At 40.9% G+C, this 24,437-nt stretch carries 28 protein-coding genes; 25 read left to right on the top strand and 3 right to left on the bottom strand.

Translation table 11 applies throughout. The features are described from left to right. The first annotated feature begins 7 nt into the window (after window positions 1-7). Window positions 8-1,357, top strand: coding sequence for a replicative DNA helicase (dnaB, locus tag CRN97_RS04955; protein WP_330388525.1), 1,350 nt, complete (start codon window positions 8-10; stop codon window positions 1,355-1,357). 151 nt (window positions 1,358-1,508) lie between these two features. Here dnaB and CRN97_RS04950 read toward each other — a convergent pair whose 3' ends face one another. Together CRN97_RS04950 and CRN97_RS04945 are read right to left on the bottom strand one after the other, a co-directional pair. Then, the gene (locus CRN97_RS04950) at window positions 1,509-2,138 is read right to left on the bottom strand and encodes a hypothetical protein (RefSeq protein ID WP_097076076.1); all 630 of its coding nucleotides are present in this window, start codon (window positions 2,136-2,138) and stop codon (window positions 1,509-1,511) included. Further along, entirely contained in the window at window positions 2,116-3,411 is a 1,296-nt protein-coding gene (locus CRN97_RS04945) for a serine/threonine protein kinase (protein ID WP_179670683.1), read from the bottom strand. The genes CRN97_RS04950 and CRN97_RS04945 overlap by 23 nt, the downstream gene beginning before the upstream one ends. 244 nt (window positions 3,412-3,655) lie before the next feature. Here CRN97_RS04945 and CRN97_RS04940 point away from each other — a divergent pair, with 244 nt between their 5' ends. Beyond that, the gene (locus tag CRN97_RS04940) at window positions 3,656-4,402 is read left to right on the top strand and encodes an adaptor protein MecA (protein WP_074792131.1); all 747 of its coding nucleotides are present in this window, start codon (window positions 3,656-3,658) and stop codon (window positions 4,400-4,402) included. Window positions 4,403-4,445: 43 nt separating this feature from the next. Here the strand turns inward: CRN97_RS04940 and CRN97_RS04935 are convergent, their stop codons facing one another. Next, a complete protein-coding gene (locus CRN97_RS04935) occupies window positions 4,446-4,652 on the bottom strand; it encodes a DUF1858 domain-containing protein (protein WP_015550586.1) in 207 nt (68 codons plus the stop codon). 329 nt (window positions 4,653-4,981) lie between these two features. On the opposite strand from CRN97_RS04935, the gene CRN97_RS04930 reads away from it, so the two are divergent. The 23 genes from CRN97_RS04930 (at window position 4,982) to CRN97_RS04820 (ending at window position 24,430) form a co-directional block, all read left to right on the top strand. Then, entirely contained in the window at window positions 4,982-5,152 is a 171-nt protein-coding gene (locus tag CRN97_RS04930) for a DUF362 domain-containing protein (RefSeq protein ID WP_028234217.1), read from the top strand. Window positions 5,153-5,982: 830 nt separating this feature from the next. Further along, window positions 5,983-7,725, top strand: a complete 1,743-nt coding sequence (locus CRN97_RS04925) for a glycosyl hydrolase family 18 protein (RefSeq protein ID WP_179670682.1) — start codon at window positions 5,983-5,985, stop codon at window positions 7,723-7,725. 86 nt (window positions 7,726-7,811) lie between these two features. Beyond that, a complete protein-coding gene (locus CRN97_RS04920) occupies window positions 7,812-8,873 on the top strand; it encodes an L-threonylcarbamoyladenylate synthase (protein WP_044936716.1) in 1,062 nt (353 codons plus the stop codon). 29 nt (window positions 8,874-8,902) lie between these two features. Beyond that, entirely contained in the window at window positions 8,903-9,355 is a 453-nt protein-coding gene (locus tag CRN97_RS04915) for an arsenate reductase/protein-tyrosine-phosphatase family protein (RefSeq protein ID WP_074792137.1), read from the top strand. Between the two features lie 44 nt (window positions 9,356-9,399). After that, window positions 9,400-9,885 carry a deoxycytidylate deaminase gene (locus CRN97_RS04910; RefSeq protein ID WP_044936711.1) on the top strand — a complete coding sequence of 162 codons (486 nt, stop codon included), beginning with the start codon at window positions 9,400-9,402 and terminating at the stop codon, window positions 9,883-9,885. Window positions 9,886-9,917: 32 nt separating this feature from the next. After that, the gene (locus tag CRN97_RS04905; RefSeq protein ID WP_033152619.1) at window positions 9,918-10,220 is read left to right on the top strand and encodes an AtpZ/AtpI family protein; all 303 of its coding nucleotides are present in this window, start codon (window positions 9,918-9,920) and stop codon (window positions 10,218-10,220) included. Next, entirely contained in the window at window positions 10,213-10,659 is a 447-nt protein-coding gene (locus tag CRN97_RS04900) for a hypothetical protein (protein WP_179670681.1), read from the top strand. The genes CRN97_RS04905 and CRN97_RS04900 overlap by 8 nt, the downstream gene beginning before the upstream one ends. Further along, window positions 10,656-11,384 carry a F0F1 ATP synthase subunit A gene (atpB, locus tag CRN97_RS04895; RefSeq protein ID WP_044936707.1) on the top strand — a complete coding sequence of 243 codons (729 nt, stop codon included), beginning with the start codon at window positions 10,656-10,658 and terminating at the stop codon, window positions 11,382-11,384. The genes CRN97_RS04900 and atpB overlap by 4 nt, the downstream gene beginning before the upstream one ends. Before the next feature lie 46 nt (window positions 11,385-11,430). Then, window positions 11,431-11,688, top strand: coding sequence for an ATP synthase F0 subunit C (gene atpE, locus CRN97_RS04890; RefSeq protein ID WP_033152623.1), 258 nt, complete (start codon window positions 11,431-11,433; stop codon window positions 11,686-11,688). 40 nt (window positions 11,689-11,728) lie between these two features. Further along, window positions 11,729-12,244 carry a F0F1 ATP synthase subunit B gene (gene atpF / locus CRN97_RS04885; protein ID WP_044936705.1) on the top strand — a complete coding sequence of 172 codons (516 nt, stop codon included), beginning with the start codon at window positions 11,729-11,731 and terminating at the stop codon, window positions 12,242-12,244. Then, a complete protein-coding gene (atpH, locus tag CRN97_RS04880; protein WP_044936702.1) occupies window positions 12,232-12,798 on the top strand; it encodes an ATP synthase F1 subunit delta in 567 nt (188 codons plus the stop codon). The genes atpF and atpH overlap by 13 nt, the downstream gene beginning before the upstream one ends. Further along, entirely contained in the window at window positions 12,795-14,300 is a 1,506-nt protein-coding gene (gene atpA, locus CRN97_RS04875) for a F0F1 ATP synthase subunit alpha (RefSeq protein ID WP_074792143.1), read from the top strand. The genes atpH and atpA overlap by 4 nt, the downstream gene beginning before the upstream one ends. A 15-nt stretch (window positions 14,301-14,315) precedes the next feature. Then, complete coding sequence (gene atpG / locus CRN97_RS04870; protein WP_074792145.1) at window positions 14,316-15,182, top strand: ATP synthase F1 subunit gamma; 867 nt, start codon at window positions 14,316-14,318, stop codon at window positions 15,180-15,182. Between the two features lie 22 nt (window positions 15,183-15,204). After that, on the top strand, window positions 15,205-16,602 hold the full coding sequence (atpD, locus tag CRN97_RS04865; protein ID WP_044936696.1) for a F0F1 ATP synthase subunit beta: 1,398 nt from the start codon (window positions 15,205-15,207) through the stop codon (window positions 16,600-16,602). A 13-nt stretch (window positions 16,603-16,615) separates the two neighbouring features. Next, on the top strand, window positions 16,616-17,020 hold the full coding sequence (atpC, locus tag CRN97_RS04860) for an ATP synthase F1 subunit epsilon (protein WP_044936693.1): 405 nt from the start codon (window positions 16,616-16,618) through the stop codon (window positions 17,018-17,020). A 25-nt stretch (window positions 17,021-17,045) separates the two neighbouring features. Continuing rightward, entirely contained in the window at window positions 17,046-17,273 is a 228-nt protein-coding gene (locus CRN97_RS04855) for a hypothetical protein (RefSeq protein WP_044936691.1), read from the top strand. A 134-nt stretch (window positions 17,274-17,407) separates the two neighbouring features. Next, a complete protein-coding gene (locus CRN97_RS04850) occupies window positions 17,408-18,466 on the top strand; it encodes a phosphate/phosphite/phosphonate ABC transporter substrate-binding protein (RefSeq protein WP_097076073.1) in 1,059 nt (352 codons plus the stop codon). An 81-nt stretch (window positions 18,467-18,547) separates the two neighbouring features. Further along, entirely contained in the window at window positions 18,548-19,321 is a 774-nt protein-coding gene (phnC, locus tag CRN97_RS04845; protein WP_033152645.1) for a phosphonate ABC transporter ATP-binding protein, read from the top strand. A 4-nt stretch (window positions 19,322-19,325) separates the two neighbouring features. After that, window positions 19,326-20,150 carry a phosphonate ABC transporter, permease protein PhnE gene (phnE, locus tag CRN97_RS04840; RefSeq protein ID WP_033152647.1) on the top strand — a complete coding sequence of 275 codons (825 nt, stop codon included), beginning with the start codon at window positions 19,326-19,328 and terminating at the stop codon, window positions 20,148-20,150. Between the two features lie 12 nt (window positions 20,151-20,162). Beyond that, a complete protein-coding gene (gene phnE / locus CRN97_RS04835; RefSeq protein WP_044936684.1) occupies window positions 20,163-20,972 on the top strand; it encodes a phosphonate ABC transporter, permease protein PhnE in 810 nt (269 codons plus the stop codon). A gap of 11 nt (window positions 20,973-20,983) precedes the next feature. Next, window positions 20,984-22,516 carry a bifunctional metallophosphatase/5'-nucleotidase gene (locus CRN97_RS04830; protein WP_097076072.1) on the top strand — a complete coding sequence of 511 codons (1,533 nt, stop codon included), beginning with the start codon at window positions 20,984-20,986 and terminating at the stop codon, window positions 22,514-22,516. 133 nt (window positions 22,517-22,649) lie between these two features. Further along, window positions 22,650-23,153: a transcription elongation factor GreA gene (gene greA, locus CRN97_RS04825; protein WP_044936680.1), complete on the top strand. Its 504-nt coding sequence runs from the start codon at window positions 22,650-22,652 to the stop codon at window positions 23,151-23,153. 17 nt (window positions 23,154-23,170) lie between these two features. Then, a complete protein-coding gene (locus CRN97_RS04820) occupies window positions 23,171-24,430 on the top strand; it encodes a tocopherol cyclase family protein (RefSeq protein WP_143483245.1) in 1,260 nt (419 codons plus the stop codon). The last annotated feature ends 7 nt before the right edge of the window (window positions 24,431-24,437 follow it).

Below are 24,437 nucleotides of genomic sequence, written 5' to 3'. Positions count from 1 at the left end.
ATACATAATGGAAGATGTAATTCGCAGACAAATGCCCAACTCTTTGGAGGCGGAGCAGTCAGTAATCGGTTCAATGATTGTTGATAGAGATGTAATTGTTGAGTGTTCAGAAATCCTCATCAAAGACGATTTTTATCATCAGCAGTACGGAATGCTTTTCGAAGCAATCGTAGAACTTTTTAATGCTGGCGAGCCTGTTGATGAGGTTACTCTTCAAAATAAGCTTAAAGAAAAGGGTGTTCCACCGGAATTTGCTTCGTTGGAATTCATCCAGGAGCTTGTACTTGGAGTACCAACCACAGTCAATGCTAAAAGCTACGCTAATATCGTAAAAGATAAGGCAGTACTTAGAAACGTAATTAAAGTAAATCAAAATATTGAGAACATGTGCTTTGAAGGTACAGAAGATGTTGATACTATTTTGAACCAGACTGAAAGAGATATATTCTCACTGGTTCAGAACAGAGGAAACACAGATTATGTTCCAATCCGTCAGGTTGTTATGAATGCAATCGCAAAGATAGAACAGGCTTCAAAGCAGAAGGGTGTAGTTACAGGTATCCCAACAGGATTTATCGATTTGGATAGACAGACTGCTGGACTTCAGCCTTCAGATCTTATCCTTATTGCGGCCCGTCCTTCAATGGGTAAAACAGCCTTCGTTCTTAACCTGGCACAGCACATCACTATTCACGAGCATCTTTGTGCAGCAATATTCTCACTGGAAATGTCAAAGGAGCAATTGGTTAACCGTCTTTTTGCTCTGGAGTCAAGAGTAGATGCGCAAAAGCTTAGAACAGGTAACCTTCAGGAGGCAGATTGGGAAAACCTCATCGAAGGTGCTGGTAAAATCGGTAACTCAAAGCTTATTATTGATGATACACCTGGTATTTCAATTGGTGAGCTTCGAAGCAAATGTAGAAAATTCAAAATGGAATTTGGCTTGTCTATTATCATCATCGACTATTTACAGTTGATGTCTGGTAACGGTAAATCAGAAAGTAGACAGCAGGAAATTTCAGAAATTTCACGTTCACTAAAGGGACTTGCCCGTGAGCTAAACGTACCTGTTATAGCACTATCACAGCTTTCCCGTGCGGTTGAGCAGCGTCCTGACCACAGACCTATGATGTCGGATTTGCGTGAATCCGGAGCCATCGAGCAGGATGCCGACGTGGTTATGTTCATTTATCGTGATGATTACTATAACCACGATACAGAATTAAAAAATGTTTCAGAAATCATCGTTGCTAAACAACGTAACGGTCCTATCGGAACTATCGAGCTTACATGGCTCCCAGAATACACAAGATTCGCAAACCGCGACAGAAGCCAGTATGCAAATCATGATGAATAAAATAAGAGGGCGATATTTCGCCCTCTATTTTTGTACTCTATTTTATTTTCAATTTTAATCCGATTTTATTTGTCTTTTTCTTGAAGAACTTCAATTTGACGATATTGGAGTCCTTTATCAGAGTAATACATATATAACTCATTCCCCGCAGCTACTCTATTAATTGAAACAATGCCTCAAAGTCTGATTCTTTCAAACGAAAAGGATTGTTTATGATAGGAAGGCCTTGTATAGTCTCAATTTTTTCTTCATTAAATATTTCTTTTTCGTTTATTTCATTTGATTTATTTAAAAATCCTATACTTTTCATATCTACTACTCCTTCCATATTATTTATAAATCTGTAAACATCACGTTTACACCAAGGCATAAGAGAACCTATCAAAAATTGCTTATCACACTGGTTGTAAATAGAAGCGTTTTCTGGAGTAAGCTTGTCAAAATCCACAATCACATATCCATCCCATTCGTTAATGAGATAGCTGGCAACAGATGTGTTACATCCCAAAGCGTAAACAACATCCATATATTTGTAGCAAGTGATGTCTTTATATTTCATTTGATGTTCTCCAACAAATCCCAATAGTTGGCTATCATCAGAAATTTCAATATAAAGAACCGGCTTTTTAAGCCCAGAGCTTAAAAAATTTGCTAAACAAAGGCACAAGTGAGTGACGCCAAGCTTATGAGAAACCGCTGTAACAGATATCTTTTTATTTTTTTCGAATTTATTTTTTGTTGACTTATTAAGCCAGTGTTTAAACAGTAAAATCCTTTTCATTCTTCAGAACCATAGAAAAAAATCTATTTTCATCCTTAGATAAATTCAAAGACCACTTATTTGATGGATACATGAAAACCTTTTTATGTAAATCCTTTGCAAGTTTCAAGGAAAAAAGTTTGTTAGAAAAATTAGAAATAACATAAACAGTTTTATCCTTGACCCAATATGGATAATTTATAGTTTTCCAAGGAGATGCACTTACTATATAAAATATAATTTGAGCATCTGAAATGTATTTGTCATTAGTACCACAGTCCAGGACATAAAGACCTTTTGGAGGCGTGTAACTTTCTATGGCATCCCCATAATTTAGAATGCCTCTAAAGTTTTTGTGGTATAAAACACCTGACTTAACGTGGCTGTCTTTGAAATGTTCCCAAAGATGATGAACAGTGTTTTTTTCAAAATCTTTGTAGTATGTTTCTATATGTTTGCTATTAAGATAGCGACATAGATTAATAGCGATATGAGTGGTTCCGACTCCACAATCGGCTCCAATCACGGCTATTTTCCTATCGAGAATGCCTGATTCCGTATTTTCATTAGCTCTAACTCCCTGTAGTTTTAGCAACTGTGACTTTAATTCACTGATAGAATTGTGCCTATCAAATGGATTTGCAGCAGTGGCTTTATCTACTAGTTTTTTCAACCTGAAATCATCTTTTGCATAACTATTAATCTGCAAAAACTCAATTATCTTTCCAACGCTGTATATATCACAACGCTCATCAAGCTTTTGGCCTTTTAACTGTTCAGGTGCGGCCCAATTTTTTGTGCCTAAGGGCATAGCCGTAGCCGACTGAGACTTTTTTATAGCAATACCAAAGTCAATAAGGCGTAGTTTATCACCCTGCAAAATAAGATGCTCTGGCTTTAAATCCCTGTAAAGCACAGGCTCTGGCTCTGCAGAATGCAACGCTTCAAAGATATGGCATACTTCTATGGCCAATCTATATAGCTCTTCTTTAGATAACTTAGTTTGTAACAGATACTCCCTGAGGGAAATTCCTTCAATAAATTCCTCAACTAGGTAGTACATATCATTTGTATCTTCTACACTAAAAATGGTGGGTATTCGGGATGATTTAATCCCTTGTAAAAGATGTGCTTCGGATAGGATGCTGTGTGCATTAGGACTCGCCTTGTGAATGGCTTTAAGAATTCTTAATGCTCCTATCGACTTATAATTGACAAGTAATACTGCGGTAGCTGCTGTTTCTTGCAGTATGCGAATGACTTCGTACTTGTCTTCAATACCTTTTGGTATCAATCTATCAGCTCCTTCCTTTCGGAAAGGCATCTCGCAGACAAGTTTATAACACAGAATAAATTATAATGCAAGCACAAATTTGAAAAATGTTTTTGTTTTATAACAATTCACTTTATAAAAATTTAATACTTTTATCACCTTTTATATGGTATCTTTGCTTTACTTTCCGATATAATATATATATAATCCATATAAGAAAAATGCTAATAGTAGCGCATCTTATATCGATCGGGAGGTGATTTTTATGAAGATTGAAAGAATCAACGAAAACCAGATCAGATGCACTCTGTCTAGAGAAGATTTAATAAGCCGACACATTAAGCTCTCAGAATTAGCTTATGGTTCTGCAAAGGCCAGAGAATTATTTAGAGAACTTATGGAACAGGCTTCCTACCAGTACGGTTTTGAAGCGGAAGATATTCCACTTATGATAGAAGCTATACCACTTTCATCAGAATCCATTGTCCTTCTTGTGACAAAGGTAGAAAATCCTGACGAGCTTGATACTCGTTTCTCAAGATTTTCAGAGGATGATGATGACTACGATGATGACGATGACATCGTCGATGCACCAGCAAAGCCATTTAATGAGGCAGCAGCAGACGACATACTTAACATATTCAACAGTCTTATTGAAAAGGCACAGGAGGCTATAACAGCTTCACCAGAAAAGGCAGCAAAAAATGGCTTGCCAGTGGACATCACAAAGATGTTTGTTTTCGACAACATGGATGATGTAATCCGACTTTCTGGAATACTTGGTAGCTTTTACAAGGGAAAGAATTCTCTCTATAAGAGTCCATTTGATAACAAATACTATTTAGTAGTTAGTAAATCAGATGATACAGCTGAAACATACAATAAAGTATGCAACATCTTATCAGAATACAGTGATCAGCAGAATTATGTAGTTGGTACAGACCAATACATGGCTGAGCACTATGAAGTACTTGTCAACGGTGATGCGGTACAGAAATTAGCAATGATATAAAAAAAGAGCTTCGCTATGCGAAGCTCTTTTTTTAATTTGCTTTTTAAGCCTTTGAATCAAGGAATGTATTAATCTCTTCAACGAGATCATCAGCATCGATACCGTGTACCATTGCTGCCTCCTCGATAGTCTCCATCTGTGAAGATGGGCATCCGAGGCAGTGCATGCCGATATTAAGTAAGATAGGAGCTACATCAGCATCAATCTGAAGAAGCTCGCCGATCATAGTTGCTTTAGAAACTCTTGCCATTTTGACTTCTCCTTTCTTAACATTTCAATTGATAATAACATGCTTTTTTTCTTTTCGCAAACCATTATTCCATTGTTGTGGATTATATACAATTACATTGTGCTCAATTTTAAGTTAGTGAGAAACTAATTTGTGTACACAATTAAAACAACTGTTAGCCTGAATCAACGGGAGTTAGTTTAATATAACCATGGTAAGCCCTGATTTTAAAGGGATTCATAAAAAAACAATTTTGTCCTTGATTTAGACACAATTTAGGTGTAATATATGAGACATCAAACGAAATTGATTAATTTTTATCAATAAGATATTTAAGGAGGATTTTAACTATGGCATACGTTATTTCTGATTCATGCGTATCATGTGGTACATGCGAGCCTGAGTGCCCAGTAGGAGCTATCTCACAGGGAGATTCACAGTTCAACATCGACGCTGACGCTTGCGTTGAGTGTGGTACATGTGCAGGTGTTTGCCCAACAGGAGCAATCGCTCAGGGCTAATAGCTTAATCAAGAAAACCGGTTAAAGAGCATCGCATTCGCGGTGCTCTTTTTTTGTACAACAAACCGCTCGCCTCTACACCAATTCTGGCCCCTCTCCCGAGTGTATCTGCTGCCCAGGCCCCTCCCAACAGCGTAGTATGAATACCCGCCCCAGTGTACAGGACTCATACTTATTTACGCTGACAGCGCAAGGATTATAGTTTTTCTTAGCATCACAAGGGAGCATTAAGTGCGTGTCCTTTAATTGGTTTTGCACTTCGAAGCCACTGTGGGTAGAGGGCAGACACTTGAAGTCTACCTATTACTCTCCACACAAGTCTTAGGATAATTGCGCTCATACTCCGTTTGCCAAGAAAATTTAGAAAGGGGATTTTGGATGCTTAGGCGCCGCCCTTTAACTCAGTCCGTTTCGTTGTCGGGCTCTCGGCGCCGTCCGTGGCGCCTCACGCCTATTCATCGCAAAATGCCCCTTTCTAATTTTCTAGGCTCACTACAAATGTCGCGGCAATTATTCCTAAGCTTGTTGTGGAGATTAATACTTATAAATAGTGTGTCTGCCCACTCTACCAACAGCGGCGTTAGAAGTGCAAAGAATTTAAAGAACACGCACCATAATAAATGCGACACGTGATGCTTAGAAAAACATAATCCGCAGACGATGCAAGTAAATAAGTATGAGCCCTGTACACTGGGGCGGGTATTACAATTTATTAAGTTGGGAGGGGCCTGGGCCGGGTTGCAGTGCAGGGGAGCGGGGCCACATAAAGGTGGAATTTGGCGGGATGGTTTGTTATACTTTGAGGGAAAATAGATACGAGGGAGATGCTTATGAGCAATACGTATAGACATAGACGAAAGAGAAAGAAAAGATTTAGGATTCCGAGGGGGTATATTTACATTGCGGCAGGAATTATAGCTCTTGCGGTGCTGATTGTAGGAATATACGCCATTAAGAAGTATACGCCTACAAAAGAGCATATGGATTTGGCAGATTACTTCCAGGTCTTCCATGAAAACGAAGCAGCGGTCGTTTTGGATGGAGAGTATATCAGTTCTGAGCTTGAGGAGCATGGTTATGCCATAGTAAATGATGGCAATGTTTATTTGGAGCTTGGATTTGTAAAGGATTATCTGGATGATGGATATGTTTACGATTCATCAGAGATTACTCTGAGATATGCTACTGATTCTGAGGTTTATACAGCTACAGTTGGTAGTGCAGATTATTCAATAGATAAGAGTAATAATAGCCTTGGCTTGCCAGTAGTTTTGGCGCAGGATGATACAGTCTATATTGCTGAGGATTATCTTAAGCTTCTTACAGATTTCAAGATTAATTATTATTCAGAGCCTGATAGAGTTGTTGTCCAGACTGTTGGTTCATCTACAGATGTGTATACAGCAAAGCGTAAGACTCAGATTAGAAAGCTTAATGGTCCAAAGAGCCCAGTCCTTGAGGATGTCACAAAGGGCGAATCTATTTACGTTGTTCGTGATACAGGTAAGTGGAGCTTTGTTGTTTCAGAAAATGGTGTAATGGGTTACATCAAAAATAGTGCCATAACATTTAAGAGCACTGAGACAGTTGAAGCGGAGTTGCCTGAGCGTACATACAACCATATTTCTGCAGGACAGGATATTTCATTGCTTTGGCATCAGGTTACAAACCAGTCAGCAAATGGAGATATTGCTACAGTTCTTGCAAGTTCAACAGGCGTTGATGTTATGTCACCTACCTGGTTCTATTTGAGTGATAACAAAGGCGGAATTGCTTCAATCGCAAGCTCTTCATATGTAAGTACATGTCATGCAAATAATGTACAGGTATGGGGCCTTGTGAGCAATCTTGAGGATGCAGATGTTGATACAACAACAGTATTAAACACTACATCATCAAGAGACGCATTAGTTAATAATCTTATTGCGCAGGCTATAACATACGGTCTTGATGGAATCAATATTGATATCGAGCAGCTCTCAGGAAGTGCAGCAGATGGATATATTCAGTTCATCAAGGAGCTTTCAATTAAATGTGAAAAGAACGATATCATTCTTTCAGTAGACAATTATGTACCTACTGCTTCATCTGAGATTTATAATCGAGCAGAGCAGGCTAAGTATGCGGATTATGTAATCATCATGGGTTACGATGAGCACTACGGCGGAAGCGAAGAAGCAGGTTCTGTTGCATCTATTAATTGGGTAGATCAAGGTGTGGCTGACACACTTAATGATGTACCAGCTGAACAGGTAATCCTTGGTATGCCATTCTATTGTAGAGTTTGGGAAGTGGCAGAGGATGGTTCTGTTGATAGCACAGCTTATGGAATGGATGCAATCCAGTCATATCTTAAGACAAATGGTGTATCTGCAGCATGGTCAGATGAGTACGGTCAGTACTACGCAGAATATGCTGATGGAAGCACAACTTACAAGATTTGGGTGGAGGATGAAACTTCCATCGAAGAAAAGTTAAAGGTAATGGATAAATACAATCTGGCTGGAGGAGCCTTCTGGAAGAAAGGCTTTGATAGCACAGGAGTATGGAATATTATTGCAAAGTACCTATAAGAGAACACAAAAAAATCATGGTTTTATGGGCTTTGTAACAGTTCAAAAAGATTGAGTTCTAATGGAAAAGTGATATAATTTTGAGTATGATTACTAGGATTATGGATGTTTCTGCAGAGCCAATCAATATGGAATATATCAGTGAGGCTTCTGAGATACTTAGAAAGGGAGGGCTTGTAGCCTTTCCGACAGAGACAGTTTACGGATTAGGCGGAGACGCCAAAGATAAGGAGGCCTCGCGTAAGATATACGCAGCAAAGGGTCGTCCATCGGACAACCCTTTAATTGTACATATTGCAAGGTTCTCACAGTTACAAGAAATTTCAAAGGATTTGCCAGAGAACGCTAAAAAGCTGGCAGATGCATTTTGGCCAGGGCCACTTACAATGGTGGTCAACAAAAACGAGGTTATCCCATACGAGACAACAGGTGGTCTTGATACGGTGGCAGTAAGAATGCCAAACAATCCAATCGCCTTAGCACTTATTGAGGAAAGTGGATGTATGATTGCAGCACCTAGTGCCAACACATCAGGTCGTCCAAGCCCTACAAAGGCTAGTCACGTATACGAGGATTTATCAGGAAAGATAGACGCCATCTTGGATGGAGGTGCTGTAGATATCGGATTGGAGTCTACCATCGTAGATTTGACAGAGGATGTTGTTACAATCCTTAGGCCAGGATACATCAATATGGAAATGCTGAAAGAGGTGGTTGGAGAGGTCAGAATTGACCCAGGCATTGTCTACAACGACAAAGGCACCACCAGTGGAGCAAAGCCAAAAGCACCAGGAATGAGATATAAGCATTATGCACCTAAGGGTGATTTGACTATCATTTCCGGTGATGAGGATAAAGTCGTAGCCAAAATCAACGAGCTTACAAAAGCAGCAATTGAGGCTGGTTCAAAGGTTGGTATTATCGCTACATCAGAAACTGCGGATAGATATAGCGATGGTCAGATTCTTGTAATAGGGGACAGATCTGACGAGGGCAGCATAGCTCACAATCTTTACGACATTCTACGAAAGTTTGACGAACTTGGTGTAGATTTGATATATTCTGAAAGCTTCGCTACTCCAAATATGGGGCAGGCAATCATGAATCGATTGTTGAAAGCAGCTGGTCAGAAGACACTTGACGTTTAGGCATCAACCGGCAGTCAGGAGAATATGGAATGAAAAATATTAATAGAGTGATTTTTGCTTCCGGTAGTGGAACATCGAGAGCCCCCATGGCGGCGGCGATTTTCCATGCCACTGAGCACAGCAGGCCGATAATTTGTGAGGCCAGGGGACTTATAGTTCAGTTCCCGGAGCCGTTGAATCAAAAGGCGGAAGCGATTTTAATCAGTAATGGCACTACGCTGAAGGATTACTCTTCCAAACAGTTACTAGATACGGATTTTTCCGAATCCACACTTGTAATCACAATGGAAGAGACCCAAAGGCAAAAAATATTAAGTGAATATGCAAACGCCACAGAGGAAAATACACGCCTCTTAAACGAGCTCGTTGGGGACGAGCTTGAGGTGATGGATCCCTACGGTGGCTCAGTACAGACCTATGGTTTGTGCTACGAAGTCTTAAAGGCTTCGATTGAGAAGTTAATGAGGGTTATTGAGGCATAAATATAAATAAGGCAAGAATTATATACGTATTGGAGGAATAGACCATGAGTGATAAGAGACTTGATTATATTAGCTGGGATGAGTACTTTATGGGCGTTGCAGTATTATCGGGTATGAGATCTAAGGACCCAAATACACAGGTTGGAGCTTGTATTGTTAGCCAGGACAATAAGATTTTATCAATGGGCTACAATGGTTTTCCAAATGGATGTTCAGATGATGAGTTCCCTTGGGCAAGAGTAGGGGACCCTCTGGAAAATAAATATTTCTATACAACACACAGCGAATTGAACGCTATCCTAAACTACAGAGGTGGTTCACTGGAAGGTTCAAAGCTGTACGTGTCACTATTTCCATGTAACGAATGTGCAAAGGCTATTATTCAGTCAGGCATTAAAACTGTTATCTACGACAGTGATAAATACGAAAATACACCATCAGTTATAGCATCAAAGCGCATGCTCAGAGCTGCTGGAGTAGAGTTCTATCAGTACAAGCATACTGGTAGAGAGATTTCATTTACACTTTAAGCAACTGTAAATTGAACAAATAGGAGCTTACATTGAGGGACAAGAAAAAGACAAATCGTGAAGTGGCCAATTCGCTAGTAATGGTACTTCAATTTGGAATAAATGTAATAGTGCCGATTTTCTTATGTATGGCAGTGGGGATTGTGTTATCAAAAGTGACTAGTTCTCACAGCGACATGTATATTATCGGAGGAATTCTGATAGGCATAGTTGCTGCATTTAACGGGGCATATCGTTCTGTTAAGGGATACTTAAAGAATGAAGAATCCCCAGGGCAGCGAGCAAGACGTCTGGAAGAAGAGGCAAAAAATCAGTCAGAGGAAAAGCATGATTAATTGGATGAAAAGACTAAATCAAGCTCTACCTGGCTTGGTTTTAGGAATACTTATATACGGTGTTTTAATTGAACTGATTGGGGTTTGGTTTGTAACTGATAAAGTCAGATACACCAGCGGACTTCTAATAGGAGTTGGATGTGCCACATTTATGGCAATCCACATTGCAATGATTATCGAAGAATCAGTTCGCATAGGAAAGGGGCATGAAAAATATCTTTCCTTCAAATCTGTGATGCGATACTTAATCGTATGCGCAGTGATGATTTTGATGATGGTCTTTAAACTTGGCAACATGTTTACAGCAATCATCGGTATTTTAGGGCTTAAGGTAAGTGCGTATGCACAGCCTTTGCTAATAAAAAGACTCGGAAAAACTAGTTCCAATATATCCGAGGGTAATGATGAAGAACTTAATACAAAGGAGGTGAAAGTGTGACAGAAGGAATTTTGCTGGCCTCAAGCGATACTGTGGACATGATAAAAGGCTTGTTCAAATACGAAGTCTTTGGTCATGAAGTTTGGATCACAACTTCCCATGTCTGCATCCTTATCGTGTGGCTTGCGTTGGTTATATTTTCTCTTATTGCCAACCGTAAGCTGAAGCATGCCACTGAAGTTCCTGATACCTTCCAGAGTATCTTGGAGTTGATAGTAGGACTCTTAGATAAGATGGTGGAAGGAAGTATGGGTAAGCACGCACCAGTGTTTGCAAACTGGATTTGTACCATATTCTGTTTCATTTTGGTATCTAACTTATCCGGTTTGGTTGGCTTAAGACCACCAACAGCCGATTACGGCACAACATTGGCCCTTGCATTAATTACCTTTGTTTGCATTCATGTAGTAAAGGTAAGGCACCAGAGCGCGAAGGACATTTGGATTGACAAGTGTTCTCCATTGCCACCATGGCTACCTATCTGGATGCCAATCAACGTAATATCTGATATTGCGGTGCCTATTTCAATGTCACTACGTTTATTTGCAAACGTTCTTTCAGGAACAATCATTATGGGTCTTGTATATGGATTGCTAGGAAAGTTCGCCTTGATATGGCCTGCAGCATTGCATGTATACTTCGATATTTTCTCAGGTGCAATCCAGACCTATGTATTCTGTATGTTGACAATGACATACATAGCTCAGTCTTACGGTGATTCTTAAAAGGGACTGAAAACAAAAAGTTTACTATATTAGGAGGAAAACATTTATGAACATTACAGGAGAAGATTTAATTAAAGCTTGTTCAGCAATCGGTGCCGGCTTAGCAGTTATCGCTGGTATTGGTCCTGGTATTGGACAGGGTATTGCAGCTGGTCATGGTGCAGCAGCCGTTGGACGTAACCCAGGAGCACAGGGACAGATCATGTCTACTATGTTACTTGGTCAGGCCGTTGCCGAGACAACTGGTCTTTACGGACTTGTAATTGCCCTTCTGTTACTCTTTGTACAGCCATTAGTAGGCTAAGGAAACTAGGAAGAAAATTTTTAAGAAGGAGGGCTAAAAGTTGGAAAGACTATTTGATTTAGACTTTCAGTTAGTAAATGATGTAGTGCTTTTAGCCATAGCAATGTTCTTCCTATTCCTTATAATGTCTAACAAGCTTTTCAATCCAGCAAGAAAGCTTTTGCAGGATAGAAAAGATGGCATTGCAAGGGACATTGCAGATGCAAAGAAAGAAAAGGAAGAGGCAGAAAAGCTAAAGGCAGAGTACGAAGCAAAGCTAAAGAACATCAGCAAAGAGCGTGATGAAATTTTAGCAGAAGCAAGACAAAAAGCCTTAAAGAGTGAAACCAAGATTGTAAGCGACGCTAAGGAAGAAGCTGCAGCAATCATTGCAAGAGCAAATGAGGAAGCTGAGCTCGAGAAGAAGAAGGTTGCAGACGAGGTTAAGCAGGAAATGATTTCTGTAGCTGCATTGATGGCACAGAAGGTTGTAGCTGCAAACATCGACACAACAATTCAGAATTCCTTAGTAGAGCAAACACTTAAGGAAATGGGTGAAGGAACATGGCTAAATTAGTCTCAAACGTATATGGTGATGCATTGTTTGAGCTAGCTGTGGAATCAGGGAAAATCGATGATTTCCTGAAGGAAGCTGAAGGAGTCATTGATGTTGTTAAATCAAACGACGGCTTTTCTCAGATGATGAATCATCCAAAAATTAATAAGGAAGAAAAGCTTCAAATCATCGACGAGGTTTTCAAAGGCAGAGTCAGTGATGAAATGGTAGGTCTCTTAAGAATGCTTGAAGAGAAGGACCATTCAAAGGATATCGAGACAGTGCTCAACTACTTTATTGATCGAGTATTCGATTATAAAAAGATTGGTAAGGCAACAGTTTCAACTCCTATGGAATTGACAGAGGCTCAGAAAAACGATGTCGAGAAGCGTTTACTTCAAACTACCGATTATGCTTCATTTGTCATGACATACAAGGTAGACCCTGAATTAATCGGGGGTATGGTAATTCGCATTAAAGATAGAGTCATTGATAGTTCAATCAAGACTCAGATTAGTAAATTAACTCACGAGTTATCAAATATTCAATTGAAAGTAGGTGAATGCGCTCCATGAATTTAAAACCAGAAGAGATTAGCTCGGTTATTAAAGAGCAGATGAAACGCTATGCTGCGCAGCTTGACGTGTCAGACGTTGGAACTGTCATTCAGGTTGCTGATGGAATTGCACGTATTCACGGATTACAGAATGCTATGCAGGGCGAACTTTTAGAGTTCCCTGGCGAAGTATACGGCATGGTATTAAACCTTGAGGAAGACAATGTTGGTTGCGTACTCTTAGGTAACGACAAGAACATCAATGAAGGTGATACAGTTAAGACTACTGGTCGTGTTGTTGAGGTTCCAGTTGGAAATGCAATGCTTGGACGTGTAGTTAATGCACTTGGACAGCCTATCGATGGAAAGGGACCTATTGATACTACAAAGTTCCGTCCAATCGAGCGTGTTGCTTCAGGCGTTATCTCTCGTAAATCCGTAGATACACCATTGCAGACAGGTATTAAAGCCATCGATTCCATGATTCCAATCGGACGTGGACAGCGTGAGCTTATTATCGGTGATAGACAGACAGGTAAAACTGCTATCGCTATCGATACAATTATCAATCAGAAGGGACAGGGCGTAAAATGTATTTACGTTGCAATTGGCCAGAAGGCATCAACAGTTGCAGCCCTTGTTAAGACTTTAGAGGAATATGGTGCTATGGCATGGACAACAGTTGTTGCTGCTACAGCTTCAGAGCTTGCTCCACTTCAGTACATCGCTCCATATTCAGGATGTGCCATCGGTGAAGAGTGGATGGAAAACGGTGAGGATGTACTTATCATCTATGATGATTTAAGTAAGCATGCTACTGCATACCGTACACTTTCATTACTTCTCCGTCGTCCACCAGGACGTGAGGCTTACCCAGGTGATGTATTCTACTTACACTCAAGACTTCTTGAGCGTGCTGCTAGACTTTCAGACAAACTGGGCGGAGGATCACTTACCGCACTTCCTATCATTGAGACACAGGCAGGCGATGTATCTGCATACATCCCTACAAACGTTATCTCAATTACTGATGGTCAGATTTATCTTGAGACAGAAGCTTTCAACGCAGGTTTCAGACCAGCCGTAAACGCAGGTCTTTCAGTATCCCGTGTAGGTGGTTCTGCTCAGATTAAGGCTATGAAGAAAATCGCAGCTCCTATCCGTGTAGAGCTTGCTCAGTACCGAGAGCTTGCAGCTTTCGCACAGTTCGGTTCAGAGCTTGATGCAGATACAGCTGAGAAGCTTGCACAAGGTGAGCGTATCAAGGAAATGCTTAAGCAACCACAGTACGCACCAATGCCAGTAGAGTATCAGATTATGATTATCTACGCTGCTACAAAGAAATATCTTCTTGATATTCCTACAGCAGATATTCAGGCATTTGAAAAAGCTTTATTTGATCTTGTTGATACAAAGTATCCAGAGATTCCAGAGGCTATTAAGACAACTAAGGTTCTCGAGGATGACATGGAGCAGAAGCTTATCGCTGCTATTGAGGAGTGTAAAAAGAGCTACAAGTAAGGAGGGTGATCTGTTATGGCCTCAATGAGAGACATAAAAAGAAGAAAACAGAGTGTTAGTAGCACTCAGCAGATCACTAAGGCCATGAAGCTTGTATCTACAGTAAAGCTCCAGAAGGCTAGAAGCAAGGCAGAGCAGACTACACCATACTTCAATGCTATGTACAACACAATTTGTAGTATGCTTGCCAAGGCTGGCAACGTAAACAACAGATATTTGCAGGATAATGGTTCTGATAAGATTGGCGTTATCGTCATCACATCAAACCGTGGTCTTGCAGGTGGTTACAACTCAAACGTTGTAAAGATGATTACAGGTGCCGGCATGAAGCCTGATGAAGTAAAGCTTTACACAATAGGTCATAAAGGTGGTGAGAGCCTTGCCCATAAGGGTTACACCGTGGCAAAGGACTATTCTCCAGTAATGGAGGCACCAACCTATGCAGATGCTATGGCAATCTGTAATGACGTTCTTTCCGATTATGCTAATGGCGAAATCGGACAGATTTATCTTGTGTACACACACTTCAAAAATACAGTAAGCCAGATTCCAAAGCTTATGAAGCTGTTACCAGCCGAAATTAGTGAAGAAGATGTAGAGGCTGCAAAATCAACAGGAGCGGAAGCTCTTATGAATTTTGAGCCAAACGAGGAACAAGCTTTAGAGCTTATCATTCCAAAGTATGTTACTTCATTAGTTTACGGAGCACTTGTTGAAGCTGTTGCTTCAGAAAACGGTGCACGTATGCAGGCAATGGATTCAGCTACAAATAATGCTGAGGAAATCATTAGTGATCTATCATTAAAATACAATCGTGCCCGCCAGGGATCAATTACTCAGGAATTGACCGAGATTATCGCTGGTGCAGAGGCGCTTTCTTAAAAAAGCAGATAGGAGTGAAAAGATGGCAAATAATATTGGTAAAATCACTCAGATCATCGGTGCGGTACTTGACGTAAAGTTTGGCGAAGGCCAGCTTCCAGAAATCAACGACGCTCTTGAAATCACAAGAGATAACGGCGAGAGACTGGTTGTTGAGGTTGCGCAGCATTTGGGTGACGATACAGTTCGTTGTATTGCCATGGGTCCTACAGACGGTTTAGTACGTGGAATGGATGTAGTAGCTACAGGAGCACCAATTTCGGTTCCTGTTGGTGAGGCAACATTAGGACGTATTTTCAACGTACTTGGTGAAGCTATCGATGAGCAGCCAGCACCTACAGGTGTTGAGAAGATGCCAATCCATAGAAAAGCACCAGCGTTTGAGGAGCAGGCAACATCAACTGAAATGCTTGAGACAGGTATTAAGGTCGTTGACCTTCTTTGCCCATATCAGAAAGGTGGAAAGATCGGTTTGTTCGGTGGTGCCGGTGTAGGTAAAACCGTACTTATTCAGGAGCTTATCCACAACATCGCTACTGAGCACGGTGGATATTCAGTATTCACAGGTGTAGGTGAGCGTACTCGTGAAGGTAATGACCTTTACTATGAAATGAAGGAGTCAGGCGTTATCGACAAGACCTGCATGGTTTTCGGTCAGATGAACGAGCCACCTGGAGCCAGAATGAGAGTTGGTCTTACTGGACTTACAATGGCTGAGTACTTCAGAGATAAGGGTGGAAAGGATGTGCTTCTTTTCATCGATAACATCTTCCGTTTTACTCAGGCTGGTTCAGAGGTTTCAGCCCTCTTAGGTCGTATGCCTTCAGCCGTTGGTTATCAGCCAACACTTCAGACAGAGATGGGCGCTCTTCAGGAGCGTATCACATCTACAAAGAACGGTTCTATCACATCAGTACAGGCTGTTTACGTGCCTGCCGACGATTTGACTGACCCAGCTCCAGCTACAACATTCGCACACTTGGATGCTACTACAGTTCTTGAGCGTTCTATCGCCGAGCTTGGTATTTATCCAGCGGTAGACCCACTTGGTTCTACATCTCGTATCCTTGATCCACGTATCGTTGGTCAGGAGCATTTCGAGGTTGCTCGTGGTGTACAGGAGATTCTTCAGAAATATAAAGAGCTGCAGGACATCATCGCTATCCTTGGTATGGACGAACTTTCAGAAGAGGATAAGCTTGTTGTTAACCGTGCACGTAAGATTCAGAGATTCTTGTCACAGCCATTCTTCGTAGCTGGTCAGTTTACTGGTCTTGAAGGAAAGTATGTGCCAATCGCTGAGACAGTTCGCGGCTTCAAGGAAATCCTTGAAGGTAAGCACGATGATATCCCAGAGAGCTACTTCCTCAATGCTGGTACAATCGACGAGGTTCGTGCCAAGATGAATCAGAACAAATAGGAGGTGGCGTTTCATGGCAGATAACACCTTTAAAGTTTCAATCATTACACCTGAGCGTACTTTCTACGAAGGTGAAGCAACAATGGTTGAATTCAATACAGTTGAGGGTGAAATTGGCGTTCTGCCAAAGCACATCCCCTTAACGACAGTTATAGCACCAGGTATTTGTACCATCACCGAGGCAGAGGGAGTGAAAAAGGCTGCAGTTCATGCGGGACTCGCTGAAATACTTCCAGACAAGGTGACATTGCTTGCTGAAATTGCTGAATGGCCAGATGAGATTGATGTTGAACGTGCCCGTAGCGCGGAAGACAGAGCGAGAGCTCGTCTAGCTGAAAAGGATGCAAATCTTGATGTGCTTAGAGCTGAGGTAGCCTTAAAGAAGGCATTGGTTCGTCAGGACATAAAAGCAAAATAATCATAGGAATTAGGGGAGGCATAACATGTTAGATGCTGAGACAAAACGAGATATAGAAGATCTCAAGAGAGAATTAAAATCATATGAGGACGAAGAGGCTAATCTTCTCAAGGAGCTTGAAACTCTCCGTGCTCGTAAGAATGTGGTTAAGGATAAATTAAAGGTCCTTAGCAATGATGATAAATATCAACAGGACATGCTTAGCATGGTCTATCAGCAGAGACGTGGAGCATCCCAAAAACCAAGTGAATAAATTTTGTAAAATTATGGCGCCATACGTGGCGCCATTTTTTTGTATTTAAATAAAAACAGAAATTAAATCGTGCTTGCATATCCGACTATAATAATGTAGCATAACAAGGATAATTATATTCCAGGAGGGGAAAGATGAAGAAGTTTATTTCTAAAATGCTTGTTGGTGTCACAGCTATGTCTTTATTAGTTGGATGCGGTAGTGACGCTACAAAGACTGAGACAACTCAGGCAACAGACGCAGAAAGCGGAAATGTCAAAATTGACAAATTAACAATTGGTTTCGTACCATCACGTGAGCCAGACGAAATCGTAACAGCTACAGAGCCACTTAAGGAGCTCCTTACAAACGAGCTTGCAGGCCTTGGTTATGATATCGGCGAGGTAGATATCACAGTTGGAACTAGCTTTGAGGCAGTAGGAGAGGGACTTTCAGCTGGTACTATCGACGTTGGACTTATTCCAGGTGGTACATATGTATTATACGACGATGGTTGCGATGTACTTCTTACAGCAACTAGAGACGGTCTTTCAATCGAGAGCGATAATGCAAAGGATTGGAACGACAACAAGCCTACAGAGGCTACAACAGAGCAGGTAACATACTACAGAGCACTTATCATTGCAGGTCCTTCAGAGGCAGGTCAGGCTGTTGCTGAAAAGGTAAACAATGGCGAAGAGCTCACATGGGAAGATTTAGATGGACTTAACTGGAGCGTTATGAATTCTTCATCTCCAGCAGGATATATTTATCCTTCACTTTGGCTTCAGGACAATTACGGAAAGCACATTACAGATCTTTCACACACAGCTTTATCAGATAACTATGGTACAGCATTCTCAAGACTTGCATCTGGTCAGGTAGATGTACTTGTTACATACGCAGACGCAAGACGTGACAACGAAGATAAATGGACATCAGAGTACGGCAGAAGCGCAAGCATCTGGGATGAGACAAATGTTATTGGTGTAACAGATGGTATCTACAATGATACAATCAGCGTTAGCAAGTCATCTCCAATCATGGACGATGCTTTCAAGGCTGCTCTTTCACAGGCATTCATCAACATCGGTAACACAGATGCTGGTAAGGAAGTAATCTCAATCTACAGCCACAATGGTTATGTTGAGGCAAACTCAGAGGATTACGATTCAGAGAGAAAAGCTCAAGAGCTTATTATGTCATTACAATAATGTTTTATTTATTCGAATAATCGAACTATTAAAGGAAGATATTTCGGTATCTTCCTTTTTTTAAAGAAATGGAGTTATTAAATGATTAAATTTGAAGATGTTGGAAAAAAATATCCTAATGGTTTCGAGGGATTAAAGCATGTAAACCTTGAAATTGAGCAGGGGGAATTTGTTGCTATTATTGGACTTTCTGGTGCTGGTAAGTCAACACTTATCCGTACAATCAACAGAATGCACGATGTAACAAGCGGAAAGCTCACAGTAGATGACGTTGATGTTATGTCACTTTCAGGAAAGCAGCTAAGACGTTTCAGAAGAAAAATTGGAATGATCTTCCAATCATTCAATTTGATTACTAGAACTACAGTTATTAAAAATGTTTTAACAGCACTTGTACCAGACATGCCATGGTACAGATCAGTATTCGGTATTTATTCAAAGGAAGAAAAGTTACAGGCACTTGAGTGTCTTGATAAAGTAGGTATCTTGGATAAAGCATTCGTTCGTGCTGACCAGCTTTCAGGTGGACAGCAGCAGAGAGTAGCTCTTGCTAGAACACTTGCACAGAATCCAGCAATCATCCTTGCTGATGAGCCAGTTGCTGCACTTGATCCAGTTACTGCAAATCAGGTTATGGGTGATTTCAAGAGAATCAACGAGGATATGAACATTTCTATCTTAATTAACATCCACCACGTTGATTTAGCTCTCAAATATGCTAACAGAGTTGTTGGTATCAGAGCCGGTGAAATCGTTTATGATGGACCTGCCAGTGAAGTTACACCGGAGGTTTTAGCAAATATATATAATGGCAAAGTAGATGCCGAGGGTAACGTACAGGAAGAAGAGGAGTAAACGCATGAGTATTTATGATAAGGTTTTTAAGCCTCACGTTTACACATTGCCTAATGGCAAATCCGTAGAGAAGAAAGCTTCCCGCGGCCCTGTTTACGCAATCATCATTTTGGCAATGTGTATTTTGTCAGTCAAGATTACAGGCTTCAACATGACAGTTTTAGCCCAGAGAATAGGAGAGTTCTTCGTCATCATCGGCGATATGTTCAAGTCTCCTAGATTAGAGTTTATGGATTACGTTTGGGGACCAATTTTCGACACTATCAAGATGTCACTTCTTGGTTCATTGGTAGGTTCACTTTTATCAGTGCCTTTCGCAATGCTTGCCAGCACAAACGTATGTCGCAACAAAGTAGTAGTTTCAATCGTTAGATTATTTTTCAGTATCGTTAGAACAATTCCTACCATCGTAACAGCTCTTGTTGCAACACTTATCGTAGGATTTGGTACACTTGCAGGTACTATTTCAATTGCAGTTTTCTCATTTGCTTACATTGGAAAGCTTACATACGAGGAAATCGAAACAGTAGATATGGGTTCATTTGAGGCAATGGAAGCTATGGGCGCAACACGTCCAATGGCATTCATTACAGCAATTATCCCACAGGTATTACCATTCTTCTTATCTAACTGCCTCTTCAACTTCGAAGGAAATGTTAGATATGCAGCAGTACTTGGTTATGTAGGTGCCGGAGGTATCGGTATTATTCTTAACGAGCGTATTTCTTGGAGAGATTATCCAAGCGTTGGTATGATTCTTATAGCACTCTTCGTTACGGTATTTATCATTGAATCAATCAGCAGATATTTCCGTAAGAAATTGGTTTAATGGAGGTGCGTAATGAATAGTAGAATAGAACAAGCTTATGAAAAGAGACCCAAGAATTGGGTTTACAATACATGCATCGCTGTAATCACACTTGCGCTTATTATTTGGAGCTGCAGTGCAGTTGAGGCAACAGGTGCAGCAGATGGAAGCAGCACTATCGCATGGAACATCATCAAGGGACTTTTTACACCTGACCTTGGATTTTTGTTTGACTTTTCCACATCAGGCGTACCTTATTTGATGCTTGAGACAATTTGTATCGCATTCCTTGGTACAATCGTAGGTGCTATCATATCAATACCACTTGCTTTTGTTTCAGCAGTAAACTTAGTACCAAAGCCAATCGCTTTCATTGGACGAATCGTTCTTATGGCCATTCGTACAATTCCAGCATTTGTTTACGGTCTTATGTTTATCCGTGTTACAGGACCTGGTGCTTTCGCCGGTCTTCTCACAATGGGCGTTTGCTCAGTTGGTATGATTACAAAGATGTACACAGAAGCAATCGAGGATTTGGATATCCACGTTATCGAATCACTTGATGCAGCAGGATGTAGCACATGGCAGAAGATTCGCTATGGTATTTTGCCACAGCTTATGCCAAACTTTGCATCAACAGCAATCTACAGATTTGATATCAACCTTAGAGATGCAACAATCCTTGGTTTAGTTGGTGCCGGTGGTTTCGGTGCTCCACTTATCTTTGCAATGAATGCATACAGATGGAACGAGGCAGGAGCAATCCTTGCTGGATTAATTATATTGATTCTTGTTATTGAGTACATCTCAACAAAAATCAGAACTAAGCTCACTAGAGGTTAAAGGAGGCAAATATGCGTATCTTATTCACATCTGATACACATGGTCATCTCTTTCCAGTGAATTATGCGAAAAACTGCCCTGAGAACTCAGGGCTTTTTTGCATTTCTTCCCAGATAAAAAAAGACGATGATACATTGATTATTGACGGTGGCGATTCACTTCAGGGAACACCACTTATGACATATTATTTAGAGCACAAGGATGAATACAATTTCCATCCTATGGCTGAGGGTTTCAATGAAATAGGCCTTGATTATTACACATTTGGTAATCACGATTTCAACTTTGGCTATGATGCAATTGTTGATTATGCAAATAGCATGAATGCCACACTTGTATGCGCTAATGTTTTAGATAAGGGCGGCAAGCTTGATATTAAAAAGCACGTGATTCATACAATGGCAGACGGCACAAAGGTTGGTATCACAGGTGCAGTTACAGGATATGTAAATGTGTGGGAGCAGCCAGCAAACCTGGAGCTTCTTCAGGTGCTTGAGCCAATGGATGTGCTCAAAGAAGAGTATGAGTATCTCAAGGATAAATGCGATATCACTGTATGCGTTTATCACGGTGGCTTTGAAGAAGACTTGGCTACAGGCAAGCTTTTATCAGATACTGCAGAAAATCAGGCCTGCAAAATGGCAAGAGAATTTGGCTTTGATATTTTACTTACAGGTCATCAGCATATGCCAGTTGAGGGTGTTGAAATTGCTGGTACTTACGGTGTTCAGCCACCATCAAATGCCACAAAGTTCTGCGAGCTACAGGTTGTAAAGGGCGATGATGGACTTAGTATTTCATCTAAGCTTGTGGATGTAAATCCTGTTGATGAAAGACTTCAGTACATTATCGATGAGCATGGATTCATGGATGACTTAACTGACTGCGTAGAGGTTTGGTTGGATCAGCCAATCGGCTCACTTGAAAAGGAAATTGCTCCAGAGTCAAAGATAGATGCAGCGGTAAATGGCAGCAAGGTAGCAGCTATTTTCAATCAGGTTCAGCTTGATTTTACAGGTGCAGATTTCTCTTGCACTAGCCTTGCAAATGATCCACTTGGACTAAAGAAGGAAATCACTGTAAGAGATGTACTTGCAATTTATCAATTCGCAAATACGGTAGAAGTAAAGCAGGTAACAAAGGCAGTTATCAAGGAAGCATTAGAAAGATGTGCTGAGTACTTCGACTACGATGCTGCTACTAAGGAAGTAAAGATTTCCAAGGTATTCCTTGAGCCAAAGGTAGAGCATTACAACTATGATTTCTACGCTGGCCTGGAGTATACATTTGATATCACTCGCCCAGTAGGAGATAGAGTTGTCACTCTCAAAAAGCTAGACGGAACAGAGCTTTCTGACACAGAAACTTACACACTTTCTACAAGCAACTACCGAGCAACAGGCACCGGTGGCTACGAATGCATCGGAAATGCTCCAGTGGCTCGCAGCTACTCAGAAGAAATGCCAGACTTGGTTATTGATTTCATCAGGAAGAACACTCCAGTTGGGGAAATTGTAAATAGTAAATTTAAGATTGTATATTAATAAGATGGCGTCGCGTATAGCGGCGCCTTTTGATATTTGGCTACATTAGTTGAAGATTGCTTTTTAGATACAGCATTACTTGTGTTATAATACAAATTGAGAAATTATATAGTAAGAATTAGGAGGCAATACAATGGGCGAGCGTCTTACAAAAGGAGATATAGAAAAGATTCAGGCCGAGATAGATGAGCGCAAGCTAGTTCTTAGACCAAAGTTATTAGAAGAAGTAAAAGAAACCAGAGCACAAGGTGATCTTTCGGAGAACTTTGAGTATCATGAGGCAAAACGAGCAAAGAATATGAATGATAGCCGTATACGTTATCTTGAAAAAATGCTTAAGTTTGCAGAGGTAGTAGATGATACAAGTGCAGATGATGAAATTGGTATAAATAACACAGTAACTATATACATTCCAGAGGATGATTGCGAGGAAACATATAAGCTTGTTACAAGCATCCGAGGCAATTCATTGAAGGGGCTTATTTCCATAGAATCACCTTTAGGTGCAGCCATCCGAGGAAAGCATGTTGGTGATAAAGCAACAGTAAAGGTTAATGACAGCTATTCATACGAAGTAGAAATTCGTAAAATTGATAAGACTACAACTGATGAGGATGATCAAATCAAGCGTTATTAAACAGCGGGGACAGAATCATGGTAAAGGAAAAGATTAGTCAACTAGGGGAGACAGTTCTTGAAAAAATTGACGGCCTAGACGTGAAGGATAAGTTGCTGGAAGGCAGCTTTAATCACTCTGATATTTTGAGAAACAACTTCATGTTAAAGGGTGCCTTGGCCAGCGAGGGTTATGACTGGTGGTGGCACAGCTTCACAGGTCACAACAAAAAGACAGGTGAGGAAAAGGCATTCTTTATAGAGTTCTTTACAATCAACCCAGAGCTTGGTGGAGATGAGCCAGTGTTTGGCCAGCTTCCAGAGAACAAAGCAGCAGGCAAAAAGCCATCTTATATGATGGTAAAGGCAGGCTGCTGGGGCGAGGGCGCAAAGCAGCTTCATCGTTTCTTTAGTTGGAACCAGGTCAACATAAAGGAAGAAGCCCCATTTTTGATTAGCGCAGATAACTGCTTCTGCTCAGAGACACGTACCCTTGGTATGGTGGAAGTGACTGAGGAGGATGCAGCAAATCATCCAGAGTGGATGTGCCAGTCAGGCAAGATGATTTGGGACCTAAACATCGAAAAGGACATCGCTTTCAACGTAGGTTACGGCGCAAGCTGGGCATCACGTGAATTAGAGGCCTTCGAAATGTTTTGGCACGCCGAGGGAATGAAGACATTCTTCAACGGCTCTGTTATATTAGATGGTGAAGAATATGTTGTAGATAAAGACAGTTGCTATGGCTATGCAGATAAAAACTGGGGAAAGGATTTCACATCCCCATGGGTATGGCTGGCAAGCTCTCATTTAAAGAGCAAGCTCACAGGTAAGTGGCTTGACAATACAGCATTTGATATAGGTGGCGGACGCCCAAAGATTCGCACAGGAAAGACATTTGAAAATGTTATCCTTGGCGCAGTTTGGTATGAGGGCGAGCCATATGAGTTCAACTTCTCAAAGTTCTGGACTTTGACAAAGACAGATTTCGCCTGCAACACAGATGGCGATGAGGTGGTTTGGAACATCACCCAGGAGACACCTCTTGCAAAGATAGAGGGCCACTTCACATGTCAGAAAAAGGACATGCTTCTTATCAATTACGAAGCACCAAATGGAGAAAAGCGCCATAACAATCTTTGGAATGGCGGCAATGGCGTAGGCGAATTAAAGCTATACAAAAAGATATTGAAAACCAAGGACAACGAGGATGGTTCTATGGCCAAATTCGACTGGGAATTGGTGGACGATATGGAAGCTTATAACATCGGATGTGAGTTCGGTGAATATGATAAATAAATAGTTA

This window comes from Pseudobutyrivibrio ruminis DSM 9787 (assembly GCF_900218035.1).
Lineage (GTDB): Bacteria > Bacillota > Clostridia > Lachnospirales > Lachnospiraceae > Pseudobutyrivibrio > Pseudobutyrivibrio ruminis.
The sequence above is the reverse complement of the archived record's forward strand: the minus strand, read 5'-3'. Positions and strand labels throughout refer to the sequence as shown.

Coding starts and splice junctions, on each gene's coding strand:
- dnaB (WP_330388525.1), top strand. CDS start 8: ATGGAAGATGTAATTCGCAGACAAATGCCCAACTCTTTGGAGGCGGAG.
- CRN97_RS04950 (WP_097076076.1), bottom strand. CDS start 2,138: ATGAAAAGGATTTTACTGTTTAAACACTGGCTTAATAAGTCAACAAAA.
- CRN97_RS04940 (WP_074792131.1), top strand. CDS start 3,656: ATGAAGATTGAAAGAATCAACGAAAACCAGATCAGATGCACTCTGTCT.
- CRN97_RS04935 (WP_015550586.1), bottom strand. CDS start 4,652: ATGGCAAGAGTTTCTAAAGCAACTATGATCGGCGAGCTTCTTCAGATT.
- CRN97_RS04930 (WP_028234217.1), top strand. CDS start 4,982: ATGGCATACGTTATTTCTGATTCATGCGTATCATGTGGTACATGCGAG.
- CRN97_RS04925 (WP_179670682.1), top strand. CDS start 5,983: ATGAGCAATACGTATAGACATAGACGAAAGAGAAAGAAAAGATTTAGG.
- CRN97_RS04920 (WP_044936716.1), top strand. CDS start 7,812: ATGATTACTAGGATTATGGATGTTTCTGCAGAGCCAATCAATATGGAA.
- CRN97_RS04915 (WP_074792137.1), top strand. CDS start 8,903: ATGAAAAATATTAATAGAGTGATTTTTGCTTCCGGTAGTGGAACATCG.
- CRN97_RS04910 (WP_044936711.1), top strand. CDS start 9,400: ATGAGTGATAAGAGACTTGATTATATTAGCTGGGATGAGTACTTTATG.
- CRN97_RS04900 (WP_179670681.1), top strand. CDS start 10,213: ATGATTAATTGGATGAAAAGACTAAATCAAGCTCTACCTGGCTTGGTT.
- atpE (WP_033152623.1), top strand. CDS start 11,431: ATGAACATTACAGGAGAAGATTTAATTAAAGCTTGTTCAGCAATCGGT.
- atpH (WP_044936702.1), top strand. CDS start 12,232: ATGGCTAAATTAGTCTCAAACGTATATGGTGATGCATTGTTTGAGCTA.
- atpA (WP_074792143.1), top strand. CDS start 12,795: ATGAATTTAAAACCAGAAGAGATTAGCTCGGTTATTAAAGAGCAGATG.
- atpG (WP_074792145.1), top strand. CDS start 14,316: ATGGCCTCAATGAGAGACATAAAAAGAAGAAAACAGAGTGTTAGTAGC.
- atpD (WP_044936696.1), top strand. CDS start 15,205: ATGGCAAATAATATTGGTAAAATCACTCAGATCATCGGTGCGGTACTT.
- atpC (WP_044936693.1), top strand. CDS start 16,616: ATGGCAGATAACACCTTTAAAGTTTCAATCATTACACCTGAGCGTACT.
- CRN97_RS04855 (WP_044936691.1), top strand. CDS start 17,046: ATGTTAGATGCTGAGACAAAACGAGATATAGAAGATCTCAAGAGAGAA.
- CRN97_RS04850 (WP_097076073.1), top strand. CDS start 17,408: ATGAAGAAGTTTATTTCTAAAATGCTTGTTGGTGTCACAGCTATGTCT.
- phnC (WP_033152645.1), top strand. CDS start 18,548: ATGATTAAATTTGAAGATGTTGGAAAAAAATATCCTAATGGTTTCGAG.
- phnE (WP_033152647.1), top strand. CDS start 19,326: ATGAGTATTTATGATAAGGTTTTTAAGCCTCACGTTTACACATTGCCT.
- phnE (WP_044936684.1), top strand. CDS start 20,163: ATGAATAGTAGAATAGAACAAGCTTATGAAAAGAGACCCAAGAATTGG.
- CRN97_RS04830 (WP_097076072.1), top strand. CDS start 20,984: ATGCGTATCTTATTCACATCTGATACACATGGTCATCTCTTTCCAGTG.
- greA (WP_044936680.1), top strand. CDS start 22,650: ATGGGCGAGCGTCTTACAAAAGGAGATATAGAAAAGATTCAGGCCGAG.
- CRN97_RS04820 (WP_143483245.1), top strand. CDS start 23,171: ATGGTAAAGGAAAAGATTAGTCAACTAGGGGAGACAGTTCTTGAAAAA.